18 protein-coding genes and 1 riboswitch are annotated in these 19,890 nt (G+C 48.6%); of the genes, 10 read left to right on the forward strand and 8 right to left on the reverse strand.

Annotated features, from left to right (window positions below; translation table 11 throughout):
• Positions 1-10: 10 nt before the first annotated feature.
• Together C504_RS0114945 and C504_RS0114950 are read right to left on the reverse strand one after the other, a co-directional pair.
• Complete coding sequence (locus tag C504_RS0114945; protein WP_018690175.1) at positions 11-1,426, reverse strand: MFS transporter; 1,416 nt, start codon at positions 1,424-1,426, stop codon at positions 11-13.
• Positions 1,427-1,436: 10 nt separating this feature from the next.
• On the reverse strand, positions 1,437-6,242 hold the full coding sequence (locus C504_RS0114950; protein WP_018690176.1) for an NAD-glutamate dehydrogenase: 4,806 nt from the start codon (positions 6,240-6,242) through the stop codon (positions 1,437-1,439).
• Positions 6,243-6,386: 144 nt separating this feature from the next.
• Here C504_RS0114950 and C504_RS0114955 point away from each other — a divergent pair, with 144 nt between their 5' ends.
• From C504_RS0114955 to C504_RS0114970, 4 genes are all read left to right on the forward strand, one after another.
• Positions 6,387-6,650, forward strand: a complete 264-nt coding sequence (locus tag C504_RS0114955; protein WP_018690177.1) for a hypothetical protein — start codon at positions 6,387-6,389, stop codon at positions 6,648-6,650.
• A gap of 8 nt (positions 6,651-6,658) precedes the next feature.
• On the forward strand, positions 6,659-7,525 hold the full coding sequence (gene pdxY, locus C504_RS0114960; protein ID WP_018690178.1) for a pyridoxal kinase PdxY: 867 nt from the start codon (positions 6,659-6,661) through the stop codon (positions 7,523-7,525).
• Positions 7,526-7,595: 70 nt separating this feature from the next.
• The gene (locus tag C504_RS0114965; protein WP_156815973.1) at positions 7,596-8,027 is read left to right on the forward strand and encodes a hypothetical protein; all 432 of its coding nucleotides are present in this window, start codon (positions 7,596-7,598) and stop codon (positions 8,025-8,027) included.
• Between the two features lie 25 nt (positions 8,028-8,052).
• Positions 8,053-8,448 (forward strand): hypothetical protein, encoded by a 396-nt coding sequence (locus C504_RS0114970; protein WP_018690180.1) that lies wholly within the window; start codon positions 8,053-8,055, stop codon positions 8,446-8,448.
• 71 nt (positions 8,449-8,519) lie between these two features.
• On the opposite strand, the gene C504_RS0114975 is transcribed toward C504_RS0114970, so the two are convergent.
• On the reverse strand, positions 8,520-8,954 hold the full coding sequence (locus C504_RS0114975) for a GlcG/HbpS family heme-binding protein (protein ID WP_018690181.1): 435 nt from the start codon (positions 8,952-8,954) through the stop codon (positions 8,520-8,522).
• Positions 8,955-9,067: 113 nt separating this feature from the next.
• Positions 9,068-9,658 (reverse strand): polyhydroxyalkanoate synthesis repressor PhaR, encoded by a 591-nt coding sequence (gene phaR, locus C504_RS0114980; protein ID WP_018690182.1) that lies wholly within the window; start codon positions 9,656-9,658, stop codon positions 9,068-9,070.
• Between the two features lie 282 nt (positions 9,659-9,940).
• Here phaR and C504_RS0114985 point away from each other — a divergent pair, with 282 nt between their 5' ends.
• Both C504_RS0114985 and phbB read left to right on the forward strand, forming a co-directional pair.
• Complete coding sequence (locus C504_RS0114985) at positions 9,941-11,116, forward strand: acetyl-CoA C-acetyltransferase (RefSeq protein WP_018690183.1); 1,176 nt, start codon at positions 9,941-9,943, stop codon at positions 11,114-11,116.
• A gap of 66 nt (positions 11,117-11,182) precedes the next feature.
• Positions 11,183-11,908, forward strand: a complete 726-nt coding sequence (gene phbB / locus C504_RS0114990) for an acetoacetyl-CoA reductase (RefSeq protein ID WP_018690184.1) — start codon at positions 11,183-11,185, stop codon at positions 11,906-11,908.
• Between the two features lie 63 nt (positions 11,909-11,971).
• On the opposite strand, the gene phhA is transcribed toward phbB, so the two are convergent.
• Entirely contained in the window at positions 11,972-12,769 is a 798-nt protein-coding gene (gene phhA, locus C504_RS0114995; protein ID WP_018690185.1) for a phenylalanine 4-monooxygenase, read from the reverse strand.
• Between the two features lie 121 nt (positions 12,770-12,890).
• On the opposite strand from phhA, the gene C504_RS0115000 reads away from it, so the two are divergent.
• The gene (locus C504_RS0115000; protein ID WP_018690186.1) at positions 12,891-13,352 is read left to right on the forward strand and encodes an Lrp/AsnC family transcriptional regulator; all 462 of its coding nucleotides are present in this window, start codon (positions 12,891-12,893) and stop codon (positions 13,350-13,352) included.
• Here C504_RS0115000 and C504_RS0115005 read toward each other — a convergent pair.
• From C504_RS0115005 to C504_RS0115015, 3 genes are all read right to left on the reverse strand, one after another.
• Positions 13,349-15,163, reverse strand: a complete 1,815-nt coding sequence (locus C504_RS0115005; protein ID WP_026317548.1) for an ABC-F family ATP-binding cassette domain-containing protein — start codon at positions 15,161-15,163, stop codon at positions 13,349-13,351. The two genes, C504_RS0115000 and C504_RS0115005, sit on opposite strands and share 4 nt — an antisense overlap.
• 115 nt (positions 15,164-15,278) lie before the next feature.
• Entirely contained in the window at positions 15,279-15,545 is a 267-nt protein-coding gene (locus C504_RS18050) for a hypothetical protein (RefSeq protein WP_018690188.1), read from the reverse strand.
• Positions 15,546-15,625: 80 nt separating this feature from the next.
• The gene (locus tag C504_RS0115015; RefSeq protein ID WP_018690189.1) at positions 15,626-16,288 is read right to left on the reverse strand and encodes a thiamine diphosphokinase; all 663 of its coding nucleotides are present in this window, start codon (positions 16,286-16,288) and stop codon (positions 15,626-15,628) included.
• Positions 16,289-16,373: 85 nt separating this feature from the next.
• Positions 16,374-16,469, forward strand: a riboswitch (TPP riboswitch).
• A 53-nt stretch (positions 16,470-16,522) separates the two neighbouring features.
• On the opposite strand from C504_RS0115015, the gene thiB reads away from it, so the two are divergent.
• Genes thiB through thiQ form a run of 3 tightly spaced genes read left to right on the forward strand, consistent with a single transcriptional unit; the run spans position 16,523 to position 19,860 of the window.
• Complete coding sequence (thiB, locus tag C504_RS0115020; protein ID WP_026317549.1) at positions 16,523-17,512, forward strand: thiamine ABC transporter substrate binding subunit; 990 nt, start codon at positions 16,523-16,525, stop codon at positions 17,510-17,512.
• A 6-nt stretch (positions 17,513-17,518) separates the two neighbouring features.
• A complete protein-coding gene (locus C504_RS0115025; RefSeq protein WP_018690191.1) occupies positions 17,519-19,126 on the forward strand; it encodes a thiamine/thiamine pyrophosphate ABC transporter permease ThiP in 1,608 nt (535 codons plus the stop codon).
• A gap of 2 nt (positions 19,127-19,128) precedes the next feature.
• The gene (gene thiQ, locus C504_RS0115030; protein WP_026317551.1) at positions 19,129-19,860 is read left to right on the forward strand and encodes a thiamine ABC transporter ATP-binding protein; all 732 of its coding nucleotides are present in this window, start codon (positions 19,129-19,131) and stop codon (positions 19,858-19,860) included.
• Positions 19,861-19,890 lie beyond the last annotated feature (30 nt).

The following is a 19,890-nucleotide window of genomic DNA, read 5'->3' on the forward strand; positions in this document are numbered from 1 at the left end:
CTTCTTTTTTTTAGCGCATACGGCGCGCGACATAGTTCGGTTTATTGGCAGGATATGGCGTGCTATAAAGGACTGCACTTCCGGCCACCAAAAAGATGATAATCATTGCCATGCCAATGCGCGGCGAATTTGTGATGTCGGTTACAATGGCAACAGCAAGCGGTGCAGCAAAGCTGGTGGCTCGTCCTGCAAGCGCATAAATTCCGAAATAACGCCCTGCATCTTCTGGCTCCACACTGCGTGCCATATAGGAACGCGATGATGCTTGTACTGGCCCAAAGGCAACGCCGATCAAAAGGCCGAATACAAGATAGGCTTTTTCCGCTGCTGTCGCGAATAGGCCGCCTGGATCATCGGTAGAAAATTGTAGCAAACCAAACAGGGTGAAGCCTGGCCCGGTGGATACAATGCCGATGGTCGCAATGATGAGGCAGATGATTGACAGTTGCACGATCGCTTTCGAGCCAAAGCGGCTGTCCATACGGCCAGCAACAAGGCAGCCGGCAATTGCAACGATGTTTAAGATAATGCCGAAGATACCAATCTCGGTAATCGACCATTGAAACATTGCAGCAGCAAAAGCGCCGCCCAGTGCAAGTAAAGCGTTTACACCGTCTTGATAAATCATACGTGCGATCAAAAAGCGCAAGAGGCCAGCCTTTTGACGCACTTCTTTAAGCGTTGCTTTTAAATCTTTAAGGCCAAGCCGCACGGCTTGGGCCATCGGTTTTCCGGCAGTTTTTGCTGAATCGGGCGTGAAGAAAAACATTGGCAAAATGAAGATAAAATACCAGATCGCGGAGATTGGCCCTGCTGCACGGGCGTCTTCGCCAAGTGCTGGATCAATGCCAAATAGCGGCGTCATACCGATAAGCGTTTTGCCCGTTATATCATCGCCTGCAAGACCTAGAATGATGAAGATCAAAACGATCATGCCGCCAGCATATCCCAGCCCCCACGCAATGTTGGAGACTTTGCCCACATCTTTGGACGGGATAAGGCGCGGCATCATTGAATCGTTGAACACCGTTGAAAATTCGGCTGCCACCGATGCCAATGTGAAGGCCGCAACCACCCATACAAGGCTGGAGCCGGGTGCTGCCCACCACAGGGTGAAGAGCATGGCTATTTTTACCGCAGCAAAGGCAGCAATCCAAGGTTTTCGTGGGCCGGTTTGATCCGCGATAGATCCAAGAATGGGCGATAATATCGCAATGATAAAACCGCCTGCTGCTATGCCATATCCCCATGCGGCTTGTCCTGCCGCTGGGTCTGCAGCCATTTTTGAGACGAAGTAAGGCCCAAAAATGAAGGTTGTGACAACTGTGAAAAACGGCTGTGCTGCCCAATCAAAAAACATCCATCCCCAGATGCCTCTTTTTTGCGTTGCGGGTTTTTCTGAGGCATCCAGATTGGTATCGGTCATTTTTTATCCGTTAGCTGACAAGATCAGTCAATAAGCCCGCTGCTACTGTTAGCCGCGAGACTGTCAAATCTGATTTGTCTGTTAGGTCAGAAATTCGCTCTTGCACGCGCAATATACGCACTTCATTGGCAGCATGCCAAGCTTCAACAGCTGCTGTCGCTTCGAGCGTATTGTTCGAAAGAGCAGAGATTGTAATAGCGTTGCGTGCTGTATGAATTGTGTCGAGCGCACGTTGCTGGGCTAGCCCATCAAAGTAGTCTCCCGTTTCCAAAAGATTTGCAAGATGCTCCAACCTGCCAATTTTAAAGGTGTTGGAGACAGCAAAGAGAGCCTGTGCAACATCCAGTACATCGCGGTTCGTTGCATCCATGATTGCAGCCATGTCTGGTGCCATTGTCAAAATCGGCAGAAGAGCAAGGCGTTTGGCATGTGTGTCGCTGAGGCCGCAGCCTTTGAATGTTTGATGACGCTCTTTTGCCCAATCGTTCAAATATTGCGGTATGATAGACATGAGCTTACCTTCAAGCACATCGCGAATGGCGGAAAGCCGTGCCACATGATCTGCAATCGCAAGATCATCATTGACGGTTTTAATGAAACCGCTAATCGCTGTGCGCTGCGAGTCTGACAGGTCTTTATAAAGCGAGAGCTGTTCACTGCCGCTCACCTTGCCATCAAGTGCATCAATTGCCGCGTTTAACTGCGGTAAATTATAGGCATCGCGGGTGATGACATGTGCCCGCACAATCGTCGATGGCAGAACGCCGGTTGCATCTTCAAAGCGGCTAATAACTGACGGGCCTCCTTTGTTGACAACTTCATTGGCCAAAACTGTGCCGATGATCTCACGCCGCAGGCGGTGTGTTCTGATGTTATCTGCAAAATCCTTTTGCATTTTCTTTGGGAAATAACTCATCAGATATTTTTCAAGATATGGATCATCTGGAACATCTGAAGCAACAAGATCATCAAGAAGCACAATCTTTGCATAAGACAGAAGAACGCCGATTTCTGAGCGTGTAAGGCCCGTTCCATCGATCAGGCGTTGTGCCAGTTCTTCATCATTGGGCAGGTCTTCAACTTCGCGGTCAAGAAGGTCGCGATCTTCCAGCGATTCCATGAGGCGTTTTTGAACGGAAAGCATCGATGCGCCGCGTTCATGTGTTCGGCTAATCGTTAGCGTTTGTTCGTAGTTATTCTCCAGCACCAAATCAGCAACATTCTCGGTCATTGATTCCAGTAGCTTGTTGCGCTTTTCACGCGGCAAGCTGCCATCACGCATGGAAGGCGCAAATGCAATTTTGATGTTCACTTCGACGTCAGAAGAGTTCACGCCGGCCGAGTTGTCGATGGCGTCTGAGTTACAGCGCCCACCCAGCAAGCCGTATTCGATACGCGCTGGCTGTGTGACGCCAAGGTTTGCGCCTTCGCCAAGGACTTTTGCACGTACATCTTTTGCTGCTACGCGGATAGGATCGTTTGCTTTATCGCCAACTTCTGAATTGCTTTCATGGCTTGCGCGAATATAGGTGCCGATGCCGCCGAACCAGAAGAGTTCAACTTCTGCCTTCAATATGGCTGTCAAAATCTCTGTTGGTGATGCTTTGGTTTTATCAAGGCCAATGGCATCAGCTGCCGCCTTAGACAGTGTGATGATTTTTTGGCTGCGCGGGAATATGCCGCCGCCTTTGGATAGTTTTTTTGTATCATAATCCTGCCAGCTGCTGCGGCCCAAATTAAAGATACGCTCACGTTCCTTGAACGATGATGCAGGGTCTGGATCTGGATCAATAAAGATATCGCGGTGATCGAACGCAGCGATCAGTTTGATCTGTTTTGACAAGAGCATGCCATTGCCAAAAACATCGCCTGACATGTCGCCAACACCGGCAACAGTGAACGGCTCTTCTTGGATGTCTTTATCCATTTCGCGGAAGTGACGTTTAACCGCCTCCCATGCACCGCGTGCTGTAATGCCCATTTTTTTATGGTCATAGCCAGCAGAACCGCCAGATGCAAAAGCATCATCCAGCCAGAAATCATGGCCTTGAGAAATGCCGTTTGCTGTATCGGAGAATGAAGCAGTTCCCTTATCGGCCGCAACAACAAGATAAGGGTCATCGCCATCATGGCGCACGGTGCGCAATGGTGGAATTACAGTGTCGCCGTCGAGATTGTCTGTAAGTGACAATAGCGACGAAATAAATGTCATATAGGCAGAACGACCTGCCTCATAAATCTCATCGCGTGATCCGTTCTTTGGCAAGCGCATTGGATAAAACGCGCCTTTTGAGCCGACCGGAACAATCACAGCGTTTTTAACTTGCTGTGCTTTGACCAAGCCGAGCACTTCTGTTCGATAATCTTCCGAGCGATCAGACCAACGAAGGCCACCGCGTGCGATTGGTCCAAAGCGTAAATGCAGACCTTCAACATCTGGCGCAAACACATATATTTCGCGGTAAGGCTTTGGTGCTGGAATGCCATCGATCTGGTGTGGATCAAATTTATAAGCAATGTTTCGCTTTGGCTGGCCATTTTCATCGTGTTGAAAATAACTCGTTCGCAATGTTGCTTCAATAAGGTTGAGGAAGCGCCGAATAACCCGGTCCTCATCAATGTTTGGCACTTCGGAAAGGCTATCGCTGATCGCAGCTTTGATATGTTTTTGCGTAACGTTTGTGTCTTCTTCAGGATCGGCCGCACGATCAGGATTGAATCTAGCGTCAAACAAATCGAAGAGTTGGCGTGCGATATGGCTGTGTTTTATGAGCGTCGATGCCAAATAATCTTGGCTAAATGCGATGCCTGCTTGTTTGAGGTAACGACCATAAGCGCGTAGAGCAGTTACCTGCCGCGCATTGAAGCCTGTTGAAAGAACAAGACCGTTGTAACGGTCGTTCTCATTGGCACCTGACCAAACAGAGACAAAGCTCTCTTCGTAAAGAGCGCCGCAATCTTCCATTGGCACGATTTCACCGGATGCGTTTTCAAGGCGCATTTCATGCAAGAAAACCGAGATGGGGCCATTGGCTTCTGTTGGTTTGAGCGTGACCTCGTAGCTGAGTTCATCAATGACACGGAAGCCCATATTTTCAAGGATAGGCACACGCTCTGAAAGCGGCACCGGTGCTCCAAGATGATAGATGCGCAAGGCTGCTGAAGACTTGTTTTCGGTGTCATCAGACACGGCGTGGAAGTCTGCTGCAATGGGATTTTCGATTGACAATTTTTCAAGATAATCAACGTCGCGAACCGCTTGGGCGGCGCTTACCGTGTCGCGGTAAACATCACTGAATGAGAAGCGATTAAAGGCTGCTGCATCAAGGTCCGGTTCTTCGCGCAGTGCATCTTCCCATGTGCGGATGATGTTGTTGACGGTGCGCTCTAATGAAGCCTGTGTTGGCTTTGGTGTTTCGCCGGAGCGGCGACCAATAATAACATGGACGCGTGCCAGCATGCCTTCTGGAATGGCTGGATAATAAGCCGAGACATGGCCGTCATAGGCATCGGCCAAGGCCGCACATATTTTCTCGCGATTTTCAGAAGAGTAACGGTCGCGGGGCACATAGACGATGGAAGAGACAAAGCGATCAAATGGGTCGATGCGGCTTAAAACCCGCACTCTTGGGCGGTCGGTCAGCGCAAGTATTGCCTCAGCATTTCGTAATAGCGTAGGTGCATCGACCTGAAATAGTTCATCACGGGGATAATCTTCAAGGATATTGAGGAGTGCCTTGCCGGAATGACTATCGGCTTCATAATCAGAACGCGCGATAACCGTTTCAATTTTAGATTTGATGTAAGGAACACGTTTTACAGACCGCGTATAGGCTGCGGATGTGAACAAGCCGACGATGCGAATCTCGCCCGACAATTTTCCTTTTTCATTGTATTTCTTGATGCCGATGTAATCCATATAGGTACGGCGGTGGACGACCGATTTGAAGTTGGCTTTTGTGACAATCAACACATCGCGACCGGTCAAAAAGGCGCGAATTTCGGGTGTTGTCGTTACGGCTTCATCGCCGCGGCGCAAGACATGAATATCTGGGTTATTCAAAATGCCAAGCGAAGGTTGGTCGGCGCGTACCAATTTGCCAGTTTTTTCGCCGCCGACATAATTATATTCGCGTATGCCAAGGAATGTGAAGTTATCATCACGCAGCCAAGACAAAAACTCGACAGCCTGTTGAATGTCTTTCTTGCGTGCAGGGGTTACGCCTTCTGTCAGCGCTTGAACGATTTCGCTCATCTTACTCTGCATAGGTTGCCAGTCACGAACAGCGGCCTTCACTTGCACAAGTGTTGAGACAACGCTGTTCTTCAAAGTTTCGCGCGCTTCGTCGCTCATCTGAGGAAGAATTGCGACAATGACACTGGTGCGCAGGGTTTTCTCACGGGCAAGGCCAGGGCGGGACTTGTCGATAATTTCGAAGCCCTTGGCGTTGTGTTTTACATCCAGAACGGGATGGACCACCATATGAACATCAGAGGCTCTTTCGTTGATTTCGCCCAAGACGCTATCAAAAAGAAACGGCATGTTCTCATTGATGATCGAAACAATTGTCGCTGACTTACCTAACTCATCCGTGATGCTTTGCACTTCGACGATTGATTCGCCTTTTTTGTGAGTGCTTAAAGTTTCAGAAGAAAGTTTAATTGCTGCTGCTAGCGTATCGATTTCGATGATCGCTAGATCTTCAGCATAAGCTGCACCCAAAAGTGGTTCAGCAAGAGCCGTTTCCATTGCGCTCAATTTAGCGCTGACTTCTTGCAGAATGCGTTTTGCGGATGCGGTAAGCGTTTTTCCCATTTTAGTCTCCCGTTCGTTGCACTTAGCGGCAATCTGGCGTTACCATAGCAGAGCATATTTTACTTGCAGTATAAAATTGCCATTGTCTGTTTTCAAAAATATGTCACACAAGTAACTGCATAAGTGACTGAGAGGTTGATCGCTATGGCTAACAAGAATTCAGATAAAGAGCGCCGCCGTGAATCGGATCGTATCCTCAATTCGGTCAATACGAATTCTGAGGTTGTGGGCACTTCATCTTTAGTGCGCACGGCCAATAAAACGCGAGATCACTTGTTGGGCGCTGATGCCGATCAGGAAGATAAGATCGAAGTTTGGGGCAAACGCATTGGGCGAGGGCTATCAATTGTTGTCTTTATTGCATTAGCGATTTGGCTGCTTAACTTTCTTTCACGCGGTGCCGCATGAGTAATTTTATGCGCAAGCCATCTGTTATTGTTATTTCCAGCCATGTTGTTCGTGGGTCCGTTGGCAATCGGGCGGCGGTGTTCGCGCTAGAAACTCTTGGCTTTCCTGTATGGGCGGTGTCGACCGTGACTTTGCCTTGGCACCCAGGGCATGGCAAGGCAACGCGTATTGTGCCTGATGATGCCGACTTTACTGCCTTGCTTGATGATTTGTTGAACTCAAAATTTATCGATGAGGTTGGCGCTGTCTTAACCGGCTATCTGGGGTCTGCTGGACAGGCCGAATCAATTGGGAAGTTCATTGCAAGCTTGCGCAAGAAGGTTCCTGATCTGGTTTATGTTTGCGATCCGGTTATTGGCGATGAAGGCGGGCTGTATATTCCTGAGGATACGGCAAGCACTATCCGTGATGCGCTAATTCCGCAGGCCGATCTCATAACGCCAAACCGATTTGAATTTGAATGGCTGACTGATTCTAAATTTGAGGACAATAACGCGATTGTCGAGCAGGTTCGCAAATCAGATATTCCGCGTGCTATCATCACATCTGCATTTGGTTTGCTGAAAGGCGGCATTGGTAATCTTTTCATCGATGATAATAGTGCTTGGCTTGCCGAGCACCGGAAACTGACAAATGTGCCAAGCGGCACAGGCGATCTAACCGCCGCACTCCTTTTAGCGCGTTATCTTTCTGGCATGAGTGCGAGCGATGCTTTGCATATTTCCACGCAGTCGGTGTTCGAAGTTTTGAGCAACACGGCTAAGCGGGGTGCAGATGAACTCACCCTTGAGCAGGATATGCATAGTTTGCGGCAGCCGCGATCCATGGTGCAAATGCGGGCAATTGGGCCTTCGGTTGTGCCTAAGCGTTCCTGATGATGGCTTGCTCTGAGAATGAGCGGAAGATATTTTGTTGCATGTAAGATGGGGTGGAGAAATGTTGAAAATGAATAGACTAATCTTGGTAGGTTTGGCTGTCTTTGTAGCATCTGCTGCACATGCTGAAAACAAAGCGATGTCCGTTGGACTAGTCAATGCGTGGTATGCAGCTTTATCACCCGCCAATGATTTGCCTAAGATGCAGACCGAAATTACAGCTTTGCTTTCTGACAAAGCAATCATTGAACTCAAAGACCTCGATACGATGCAGACGAAGGCGGAGTTTGTGGAAAGTCTTGAGGGCTGGTCCTCTGCCATTAAAGATGGCTATATCGCGCACAAAATAGACGCCGATTCCACGATGGAAAGCGTTACAGCTGTTGCCTGCTATGACTTTGGTGGTAATGCGCTGATGACGCGAGAAATTTTTGATATTGCTGATATGCGTATCACGAAATCTGTTCAGGAAACGATCGCAGAACGCTGTGACGATTTTTGATCGATTTCATTAGGAGACGATATATATGTTTAGTGTAATCCCGCTGATGATCATCCCATTCATCGCCTATAATGTTATTCTGGCGACAGGCGCATCTGTTGATCCTTGGAACGGAACAGTGTTCTCGGTCAATCTGATTTCTGGTGGGCAATGGACTATGAGTTTGGGCGCCATGTTGCTGGCCATTGGCTTGCTGTTTTTATTCTTTGAAATTTTGAAATCGACCCGCACATCAAACACCTCGGTGCTTGACCATTTGTTTTCAACTGTCGTCTTTATTGCGTTTTTGGTAGAGTTTTTAATCGTCGCAGGTGCATCGACGTCAGTTTTCTTCTTGTTGATGATGATGGCTCTTATTGACGTTATGGCTGGGTTTTCTGTTTCGATTAGGTCTGCTGGAAGAGACGTGTCTTACAATTAAGCGCTTTTACAGCCGCAAAAACAAAAGGCATCCGCGTAGATGCCTTTTTTATATCACAATGATAGCTAGCTTTAAGCGCCTGTATCTGGTGTAAACCCTGCGCCTTCAATGCCTGCTACTGCGGCAGCTTCATCATTGTCTGATGTGTCGCCGGTAATGCCAACAGCACCGATGATTTCACCTGATTCTGTTTTGACCAACACGCCGCCTGGAACGGCAACGATGCGGCCGCCAGAAACATTGGAAAGTCCTTCAAGAAAATGCGGGCGGGTTTCGGCCTGTGCGTTCAGCCAGCGTGAGCCAACTCCAGTTGCAATACAGCCAAAGGCTTTGCCTGCTGCGATTTCAGGACGCAGATGCGATGAGCCGTCTTCACGCTGCATGGCAATGGTTGCGCCGCCAGCATCCAGAACCACCACGGTGAGTGGCTTCAGGCCAAGCTCTTTGCCTTTTGCAAGCGCATCAGTGATGATTTTGTTTGCGTTTGAAAGTGTCAGTTTTGCCATTGTGGCCCCATCTATATGTTATGTGCAAATGATCAGCCCTTGGTAAAGGCTAATATGAAAGCTACGTCACGGGCTTTATTGGCGAAACTGTTTATCCAAAGTGAGCGGTATTGTTAATTGCCCATTTGGTCGAGCTTGCGCTGCATTTCTGCAATCTGGTCTTTCATGCTCTTTAAGTCGTCGCTGTTTTCAGCTTTTGCTTCGGGCGCGCTTTCCGGCTGATCGCCGCCTGGGATAAACGGGTTAAACATGCGCATGGCTTTTTGGTAAATTTCCATATTGCGCTGTGTTTGTTCTTTCATCATCTCTTGGCTTGAGGCAATCACATCGATAGGTGACTTGCCGACCATGGATGTAATTTGCTCGCGCATCTGCGCTTGTTCGTTTGCAAAGGCTGCCATGGAATGTTCCAAATAGCTTGGGACCACCATTTGCATTTGATCGCCATAAAACGAGATGAGCTGGCGTAAAACGGAGACAGGCAACATGGTTTGGCCTGTTTTGGCTTCTTGCTCGAAAATGATTTGCGTTAAAACCGAATGGGTAATGTCTTCGCCTGATTTTGCATCTTGAACGGTAAATTGTTCGTCGTTCTTGACCATTGTTGCTAGGTCTTCAAGCGTTACATAGGAACTTGTGCCTGTATTATAGAGCCGTCTATTGGCATATTTTTTAATGATCGTTGCGTCGCTTTTCTTGGCCATTAGACCTCCTTTTACGCAGTACATAAGACAATCAGCTGCGCATGAATGTAACACTGACAAACTAACGCGGTATTTGGCAGTTTTCCAAGTCTTTTCTTATTGTCAAATTTTCAAAAAGAACGCGCAAACATTGGCGCAAGGGTGTAACTTGATCTGAAAGGGGTTTGACTTAGATAATCAAGCTTGCTTGAAAGAATAATGTTCCATCGCCGATTGGACTTAAAATAGCTCCGGTAGAACTGCCAAGCGGCAGGCCTGTTATGGAGTGTGAAAGGGAAAAATATGCAACCTATCGTTATCGCAAGCGCAGCGCGCACACCTGTCGGATCATTTCTTGGTGCTTTTGCCAATGTTCCTGCCCATGAACTGGGCGCAGCGGCCATTAAAGGTGCGCTTGAGCGTGCCGGCGTTGACCCTAAAGATGTTGACGAAGTCATTATGGGTCAGATTTTGACAGCAGGCGCTGGCCAAAACCCAGCGCGAATCGCGGCTATGGCTGCGGGCATTCCGCAAGAAGCTACAGCATGGGGTTTGAACCAATTGTGTGGTTCTGGTCTTCGTGCCGTTGCAATTGGTATGCAGCAGATCGCAACAGGCGACGCAAACATTATCGTGGCCGGTGGTCAGGAAAGCATGTCTATGGCGCCGCATTGTCAGCATTTGCGCGGCGGCGTGAAAATGGGCGATTTCAAAATGGTTGATACGATGTTGAAAGACGGTTTGACCGATGCTTTCAACGGCTACCATATGGGTAATACAGCTGAAAATGTTGCTAAGAAATGGCAACTCTCGCGCCTTGATCAAGATACTTTTGCTGCTGCGTCACAAAATAAAGCGGAAGCTGCACGCAATGCTGGCAAGTTCAAAGATGAGATCGTGCCGTTCACCGTGAAAACCCGCAAGGGCGAAACAATTGTTGAGGAAGACGAGTACATCAAAGAAGGTGTGACGGTTGAAGGTATTTCCAAGCTACGCCCTGCCTTTGATAAGGATGGCACGGTAACAGCTGCGAACGCATCAGGCATTAATGACGGCGCTGCGGTGACCGTATTGATGAGCCAAGCAGAAGCAGAAAAGCGCGGCATCAAACCGCTTGCGCGTATTGTTTCATGGGCAACAGCTGGTGTTGATCCTGCAATCATGGGTACGGGTCCAATTCCTGCATCACGCAAAGCGCTTGAAAAAGCGGGTTGGACTGTTGCTGATCTTGATCTTGTTGAAGCCAATGAAGCTTTTGCGGCGCAGGCTTGTGCCGTTAATAAGGACATGGGCTGGAGCGAAGATATCGTAAACGTCAATGGCGGTGCGATTGCTATTGGACATCCGGTGGGTGCTTCTGGTGCACGTGTTCTCAACACTTTGCTTTTTGAAATGCAGCGACGCGATGCCAAAAAAGGCCTTGCAACTTTATGCATTGGCGGCGGAATGGGTGTTGCTCTCTGCGTAGAGCGTGACTAACCTCATATTTGTAAGGCGGCTTACGGGCCGCCTTTTTTGAGGATAATAACGCTGGAGGAGCAGACTATGGCACGAGTAGCACTGGTAACGGGTGGCACCCGCGGAATTGGAGAGGCAATTTCGAAAGCACTGAAGGCTGAAGGTTATAATGTTGCGGCAACTTATGCTGGTAATGATGAGAAGGCGGCGGCATTTACCAAAGAAACTGGGATTAAAACCTATAAATGGAATGTCGCTGATTATGCGGAATCCAAAGCAGGCATAGAAAAGGTTGAGGCCGAAATCGGCCCGATTGACATCGTTGTTGCCAATGCTGGCATCACACGCGATGCACCTTTCCATAAAATGTCTCCTGACCAGTGGAAAGAAGTGATCGACACCAATCTGACCGGTGTTTTCAACACTGTTCATCCGGTTTGGCCGGGTATGCGCGAGCGCAAATTTGGCCGCGTTATCGTTATTTCTTCGATCAATGGTCAAAAAGGACAATTTGGTCAGGTCAATTATGCTGCAACAAAAGCAGGTGATCTGGGTATCGTGAAGTCATTGGCGCAAGAAGGTGCTCGCGCTGGCATTACAGCCAATGCGGTTTGCCCAGGCTATATCGGCACAGAGATGGTTCGTGCCATCCCTGAAGAAGTGCTGAATTCCAAGATTATTCCGCAAATTCCAGCTGGCCGCTTGGGTGAGCCAGAGGAAATTGCACGCTGCGTTGCGTTTCTAGCTTCTGATGATTCAGGCTTTATCAATGGTTCGACCATCTCGGCGAACGGTGCGCAGTTTTTCGTTTAATAAAGCCCGTATGCTTATTTATGAAAACGGCCCTTTAATATACGGGCCGTTTTTTGTTACCGATTAAGCGACTGCTTCTTTGAGCGGATATGCGGGTTCATGCAGGCCCAGTTGGCGTGCTTCACGAATGTCACTTAAGAGATCGCGGTCTGCAGCTTGGAAAAGCTGATCGGGATTATCGAGCACAAAATAGATCGGCTGGTGGATATCAATTCGGTACGGTGTTCGCAAAATGTCGATAACATCGAAGGGCTTGCGAATAGCGGTCTCATCGCTGACAGAATAAATCAATTCTGTTGGCGACGATGCAAGGCCAGAGCCCAATGCTTTGATCTGATCGTCTTGGCGGATTAAGCCAAATTCGATGGTGAACCAATAAAGGCGTATCAGCCAAGAATAATCGGACTTGTCACATTGCAGCCCTGTTTTACCAATGGCTTCGGAAAACTTTGCAAAGCGCTCATCGGTAAGTAGCGGCGTATGGCCATATATTTCATGAAAAATGTCGGGCTCTTCGATGTAGTTAAAGTCTTCTCGGCTGCGGATAAATGACGCTGCGGGAAATGTTCGATTGGCGAGCATTGAAAAGAATTGAGAAAAGCCAATCAGCGCTGGAACGGGCTCCACGCTCCATCCTGTTAGCGCTTGAAGCTGCTTGGAAACATCAACACATTGCGGCACGCGGTCTTTAGGCAGGTTTAGCTTTTCTTGACCTGCCAAATATTCTTTCGCGGAGTATTTTTTGATGTTTTGCTCTTGCTGGGCAACAAGATCGCGCCACACAGCATCGTCTTGACTCGTGTAATCTATCCGGCCTTCCGCATCAGCGATTTTAGCAACATATTTTGTTGATTTAGGCATGTCTCACCTCCCATGATTGAGGTTAGAATTGCATGGCATTGCAATAAATTATGTTCTATTTTGATGCTGTAGATCATAATCTGGGTAAATTTTTTCTGATATGCGCGAAAGCGGGTGAATTATGCTTGATAATTTTGAGAGGCTAATCCTGAAGTTCTTGCAACAAAATGGACGCGCCAGCACGCAAGAACTTTCAGATGCGGTGGGACTATCACCATCGCCCTGTTGGCGGCGGATGAAGAAGCTGGAAGATGAGGGCTATATTACGCGCTATGCTGCCATTGTGGACGGCAAAAAATTAGGCCTGCATGCGCTGGCTTATGTGCATGTGTCGCTCATGGATCACAGTGAGGCATCCATCGATTTATTTAATAATTTCATTGATGGTGCAGAAGAAATTATCGAATGCGCCTCGATCACGGGCGAGTTTGATTTCGTGCTCAAAGTGGCCGCGACAGACCCGGAAGACCTTGAGCGCTTTATCATGAAGCGCATTAACCGGCTTGGCGTGGTGCGCACGACAACAACCAACTTTATCTTGCGTCAAAGCAAGGTTGCTGGTGCGCTGCCGGTTGCGCTTTAACCTTCGAGTTCTTCGCGTAACATTTCCAGTTCCAGCCACTCTTCTTCCATGGCTGTGTGGCTGTTTTGCAAAGCCTCAAGTTCCTTGGCTGCCTTGCTGAACCCTTCTGCGTCTTTGGCGAAAAAGGCAGGGTCAGCCATCTTGGTTTCAAGCTGAGCCACTTTTTTCGTGATCTCGTCCATTTTGGCAGGCAGTGTTTCCAGCGCGTATTTCTGTTTATAGGAAAGCTTGCCTTTTGCATTGGCCGTCGTTGGCTTTGATTGCGCCGACTTTTCAGATTTGGCGTCTTTTTTGGCTGGCGCGTTTGCTGCTTTTATTTCTTTAATTTGCGCCTGCATGTCGGTGTAACCGCCAGCATAAGCGATCCAGCGGCCTGTATTTTCTGCATCGGGTGCAATAATCGCATTAACGGTTTTATCGAGGAAATCACGGTCGTGGCTGACGAGCAGAACGGTGCCTTTGAAGTCGGCAATCATTTCCTGCAGCAGGTCCAATGTTTCCATATCAAGATCGTTGGTTGGTTCGTCGAGAACCAGCAAATTGTTTGAGCGTGCGAGCAATTTGGCTAAAATTAACCGTGCTTTTTCACCGCCCGACAACTCTCTGACCGGTGTGCGGGCTTGCTCAGGCTTGAAAAGAAAATCTTTCATGTACGACGATACATGTTTTTCTTCGCCATTTACGACGAGCGTTTGTCCGCGTCCATCGGTTAGAAAGTTTTCGAGTGTTTCATCCGGCTTGAGCGCATCACGGCGCTGATCGAGCATTGCGATATCAAGATTGGTGCCGTGGCGAACGCTGCCGCTATCGGGTTCTAGCTCACCAATCAACATTTTGATTAGTGTTGTTTTGCCTGCACCATTGGGGCCAACAAGGCCGATACAATCGCCGCGATGGACCCGCAATGAGAAGTCTTTAACCAGCGTGCGGCTGCCATAGGATTTGGCGATGTTATCGGCTTCAATAACCAGCTTGCCGCTGGTGCGTACATCGCTTGTTTCTAGCTTGGCATTGCCTTCAGCACGCTGATGATTTCTGAAAGCTGACTTGAGTTCTGATAATTCACCTAAACGGCGCATATTGCGTTTGCGGCGACCTGAGACGCCGTGCGTTACCCAATGTTCTTCGCGCACAATTTTGCGGCCAAGCTTGTGAAGCTCTTGTTCTTCTTCTTCTAAAAGTTTGTCGCGCCAATCTTCAAATTGTGAAAAGCTGGCGCTGTTTTCCCGTAAGCGTCCGCGGTCTAGCCACAGAGTTTTGCGGGTAATGTTTTGTAAAAAACGCCTATCGTGTGAAATTAGAACAATGGCAGATTTTGAGCGTTGCAGCTCGGATTCAAGCCATTCAATAACGGGCAGGTCAAGGTGGTTGGTCGGCTCATCTAAAAGCAGAATATCAGGCGAAGGGGCTAAAGTGCGCGCAAGCGCTGCGCGCCGCGCTTCGCCGCCGGAAAGCCCTTGGGGCGATCTGGTCTCGTCCAACCCAAGCTCGGCCGCTAAATAGCTGGCGCGGTGTGGATCATCCATAGGGCCAAGGCCTTTTGAGATATACTCACCAACCGTTGCATAATCCGCCATATCAGGGGCTTGCGCCAAATAACGCACAGTGGCGTTGCGATCTGATGTGACATCACCATCGCTTGCATCAGTAATACCTGCGGCGATTTTTAAAAGAGTTGATTTGCCGGAGCCATTGCGCCCGATAAGCGCTATTCGGTCTCCTGTATGCACGGAAAAACTTGCCTCTTCGATGAGCGGTTTGCCACCGAAAGTCAGTGATATATTTTCTAAGCGCAGTAGGGGCGGAGAGATTGCCATAATAACCTTTGTCGTTTCTTCGATCAGGCTTTGGCGGTTTCAAGCGATGAAATCAAGGCCAATAAAAAGCCCGCCAAAAGACGGGCTTTCAAATTCAATTATTTTTAGATCAGCAGCGTGCTTTGTAGTAACCGCCACGGCCGTTTGAATAATAGCACTGGCTTGAGCCTTGTGCTACGCGGCCGATAACGACGCCAGCTGCTGCGCCTGCTGCTGCAGAAAGCAATACTGCTTCAGTGTTACCACCAGCAATAAGGGCTGCACCAGTGCCGACAATAGCACCTGCACCGCCTGCGCGTAGATCAGAGTCTGTGCAACCTGTTGCTACGGCTCCTGCCATTGCGAGTGCTGCGATTGTTGCTGTAATTTTCTTCATGGATATGCTCCCAAGTTAATTTGATCAGAAAAGCAGAACTATGTCTCATTTTTCTGACAGGTTGTAGATATTCCCTTCCACTACTGTCCCAAACTATGCTTATTTTGAACTAAGGCAAGAGCATAGCCGTCATCCAACTTAATTCTTGTCTTGCCGTTTGACAAGTTTGACAGCGTATGGGTTGAACCCAGCGCAATATTCTCATCTTGAAGCGGCCACTTTACACCTGAAACGGTGAGGCCGGTTAGCGCACTAAAGGGGATGACTGAAAATGTCGTGTCCGGCGCACAATGTAGCGCGAGTTCACGGTTTGGAAGCAGCGGAAAAGCCGTTTCAGCACCGCTGGTTAGATAAAATGCGATATCTGGATTATCCAGAGCGTATTTCAATGCGCCCAATAATATAAAAAGCACATGGTCTGTTCGTTTGCCGCCAAGTGCGCCGCAAATGGTGATCGTTTGCGGTTTGCGGGCAATCGCTAGATCAAGAGCAAGTTCGCCATCGGATTGGTTCTTATTGGAAGAGTGAGGCACTTTTTCAACGGATTGATACTCATCGAAAAATTCAGAAGTGCTGGAATCAAAATCGCCGATCCAGATATCTGGCATTAAGCCAAGATGTTTTGCGTGGGCAATGCCGCTATCGGCAGCCACGACATAGCTGTTTTTGACGCGCTCTTTTAGGTCGTTATCGACCTGTAAGGTGCCGCCTAAAAGGATCGTAATTGAGCTGGAATTACACATTGCCCAGTCATAAGCATTGGCAAATTACAGCGCAATAGCGAAGCTTGGCGCTCTTGCCGCGTTTTTATACAAATGCTATTGCGGAACTTGTCTAACGGGGTGCCATAATGGCTGAGAGGTAATCCGACCCGTAGAACCTGATCCGGTTAACACCGGCGGAGGGATTAGGCGCACGGTTATGGAATTCCCCTTAAACGTTGTGTTTGTCCCTTGTTTAAAACAAGGAGAGAAGCTTTGAGAAAATCCATCCTATTGGGCACTTTGCTGAGCAGTGTTGCAGCAGCGCAGGCGCAGGACGTCACTATCTATACCTATGAGAGTTTTACAGCTGAATGGGGTCCGGGCCCACAAGTTGAAAAAGCGTTTGAGGCAAAGTGCGACTGTGACGTAACATTTGTTTCTGCTGCCGATGGTGTTGCATTGCTCAACCGATTGCGGCTGGAAGGTGGAAACACTGATGCGGATTTGGTGCTGGGTATTGACCAAAACCTGATTGCGGAAGCCAAAGCCGAAGGCTTTTTTGCACCGCACGGTATGGACATTGAGGCGGCGGCGGTTCCTGGCGGTTGGAGCGATGATGTTTTCGTGCCTTATGATTATGGTTATTTCGCCATTGTTTATGACACGCAAAAGATTGATACGCCGCCTTCTAGCATGGAAGAGCTTTTAAACGGCGATGTTTCCAACAAGATTGCAATTCAAGATCCGCGCACATCAACACCGGGCCTTGGTTTGATGTTATGGATTAAGAAATTATATGGCGATGATGCGCCGGAGGCCTATGCCAAATTAAACGATCGCATTTTGACGATCACACCGGGTTGGTCAGAAGCTTATGGGCTGTTCACAGATGGCGAAGTGCCAATGGTTCTGTCTTATACGACATCGCCGGCCTATCATATGATTGCCGAAGACAATGATCGATATCAGGCGGCGGCCTTTTCCGAAGGCCATTACATGCAAATCGAAGTGGCAGGCTTGACGAAAAAAGGTGCTGAAAACCCGAAGGCGAAAGAGTTTTTATCCTTCGTCGTTAGCCCAGAATTCCAAGATATTATCCCTGAAACCAACTGGATGCTTCCTGCTGCTGCGACATCAAAGCCGCTTAATCCGGTTTTTGATAAGCTCGTTCAGCCAGACAATGCGCTGCTTTATTCATCAGATGACGTTGCCTTGAACCGTAAAGACTGGGTTGCTGAATGGCTTGAAGTTATGAGCCGGTAACAAGGTTTGAAACATACAAAACCATATCAAGGATTAGGGCTTGCGCTTCCGCCGCTGGCCCTTTTTCTGTTGGCAGGTTTGGCGCTAGGCGCCATTATTGCGCTGGTTGTTTTTGCTGTTCTTGGCGGCTCACAGGTTGATGTTATTGATATTGCAACAGACACTGTTGTTTGGCGCATCATTCGCTTTACACTTTGGCAGGCTGCACTATCGACCTTGTTGTCGGCACTGTTTGCCATTCCTGTCGGGTTTTTGCTGTTTGAGTATAAGCATTTTTATGGCCGTGAATTGCTGCTGCGCCTGTTTGCGATACCGCTTGTTTTGCCGCAAATCGTTGCGGTTTTAGCAATCGTATCGCTTTATGGAAATCAAGGTTTTGTCACGCAGGCACTCAAACAAGCAGGATTGCCTATCGGCACGATCTATGGGCTGTCCGGCATTTTAATCGCGCATGTGTATTTCAATATGCCGCTTGTCGCGCGTGTTATTCTTGGCGCTCTTAATGCCATGCCTGCGGAGTATGAACGCTTGTCGCATCAACTTAATATGGGGCCGCTACAGCGCCTTCGCCATATTTGTTGGCCTTATATGCGCCCTGCATTGTTTAACGCGTCGGCGTTGGTCTTCATGCTGTGCGTTACCTCTTTCACCGTGGTGCTAACGCTGGGCGGGGGCCCGCGTGCCACAACGCTGGAAGTTGGCATTTATCAGGCGCTGACATTTGATTTTGATATTCCGCGCGCTGTGGTTTTAACCGTCATGCAACTCGCATTGACCGCCTTTGCTGTCTATATGTTTGCCCGCGCTGGCGGCAATATTGATGCTGGCATGACGCTTGAACGCACGCGCCCCTTGCTGATTAAACATAAGGCAAGCCAAATCATCTTGGCGGTGGTTGTGCTTGGTGTGGCGGCACTGTTTGTGGCTTCGCCATTTGTTGCGATCTTTGCAAAAGGCATTGCTGCCGACCTTATTAAATTGTTTGGCCAGTCAGCGGTTCAAAAAGCTATTATGACGAGCTTTGTGCTGGGCGCTCTTGCGGCGTGCCTATGTATTGCCGTTACGCTAGCCTTATGCGAGGGAGCTGTTCGCGCTGGCTTTATGCAAGGCGCCTATAGTCATGCAGCATCGCTGGTGCTTGTTGTGCCGCCGATTGTGATCGCCGCTGGATGGTTCATTTTATTGCGGCCATTCGTGAGCATATACGAAGCTGCGCCCTATCTGGTTGTCAGCGTTAATGCGGCTATGGCGCTTCCATTTGCGATGCGGTTCGTGCTGCCTGCGCGGCAAACTGCAGCGCAGCGCCATGACCGTTTATGCGCGCAGCTTGGTATTCAAGGTTTTGATAAATGGCGTCTGGTTTTGTTGCCAGTAATGATCAAACCTTTATCTGTTGGTTTTGCTTTTGCCTTTGCATTATCGCTCGGTGATCTGGGTGTCATTGCGCTTTTTGGATCAGAAAAAGTGCAAACTTTGCCGTATTTAATCTTGCAGCGTATGGGCAGCTACCGCACCAATGACGCAGCGGGTTTGGCGCTTATATTGTGCGTGTTTACTTTGGCAATTTTGATGTTTGCAGATCGCAGTAGCGTCTCCTTAAAGGATAAAAAGTGATGATGACTGATAAAATCAGTGTTGCGTTGCGTGATGTCACATTTGCTTATGATGCTGGCACGCCTGCCATGCATTTTAATGCACAATTTCGCCAAGGGGTTATCACCGCAATCATGGGGGCCAGTGGTTCGGGCAAATCAACAATGTTGTCCTTGCTGGCAGGTTTTGAAATTCCCCAGAAAGGTGAAATTTGGCTCGCGGGAGAAGATAATACCCAGCGCGCCGCGGGAGACCGCCCACTTTCGATGGTGTTTCAAGAGAATAATCTTTTCGCCCATATGAGTGTTTTTAAGAATGTGGGCCTTGGTATTTCGCCTTCGCTTAAACTGTCCGCTGACGATAAAGAGCAGATCAATATTGCTCTTCAAAGCGTTGGTTTGGAAAATTATGGAGAACGGCTACCCGCCCAGCTTTCAGGTGGTGAGCGGCAACGTGTTGCGCTTGCCCGTGTCATGGTGCGGCATAAGCCAATATTGTTGCTGGATGAGGCTTTTGCTTCTCTTGGGCCGGGCCTTCGCCGCGAAATGCTCGATCTTGTCGGAACGCTTGCCAATAAAAATGCTATGACAACGCTGATGGTGACGCATTCACCAGAAGATGCGCTTCATATTAGTGAAGATCTTGTATTTCTAGGCCCCAAAGGTGTTGTCTATCATGGGCCATCAAGTGAGCTTGCTAAAACGCAAAATCAGAATGAAGCGGTGCGTGATTATTTAATTGGGCGCAGAACGTGATAAATTTGACGTGGTTTTGCCTGATTTCAG

The organism is Ahrensia kielensis DSM 5890, assembly GCF_000374465.1.
GTDB lineage: Bacteria > Pseudomonadota > Alphaproteobacteria > Rhizobiales > Rhizobiaceae > Ahrensia > Ahrensia kielensis.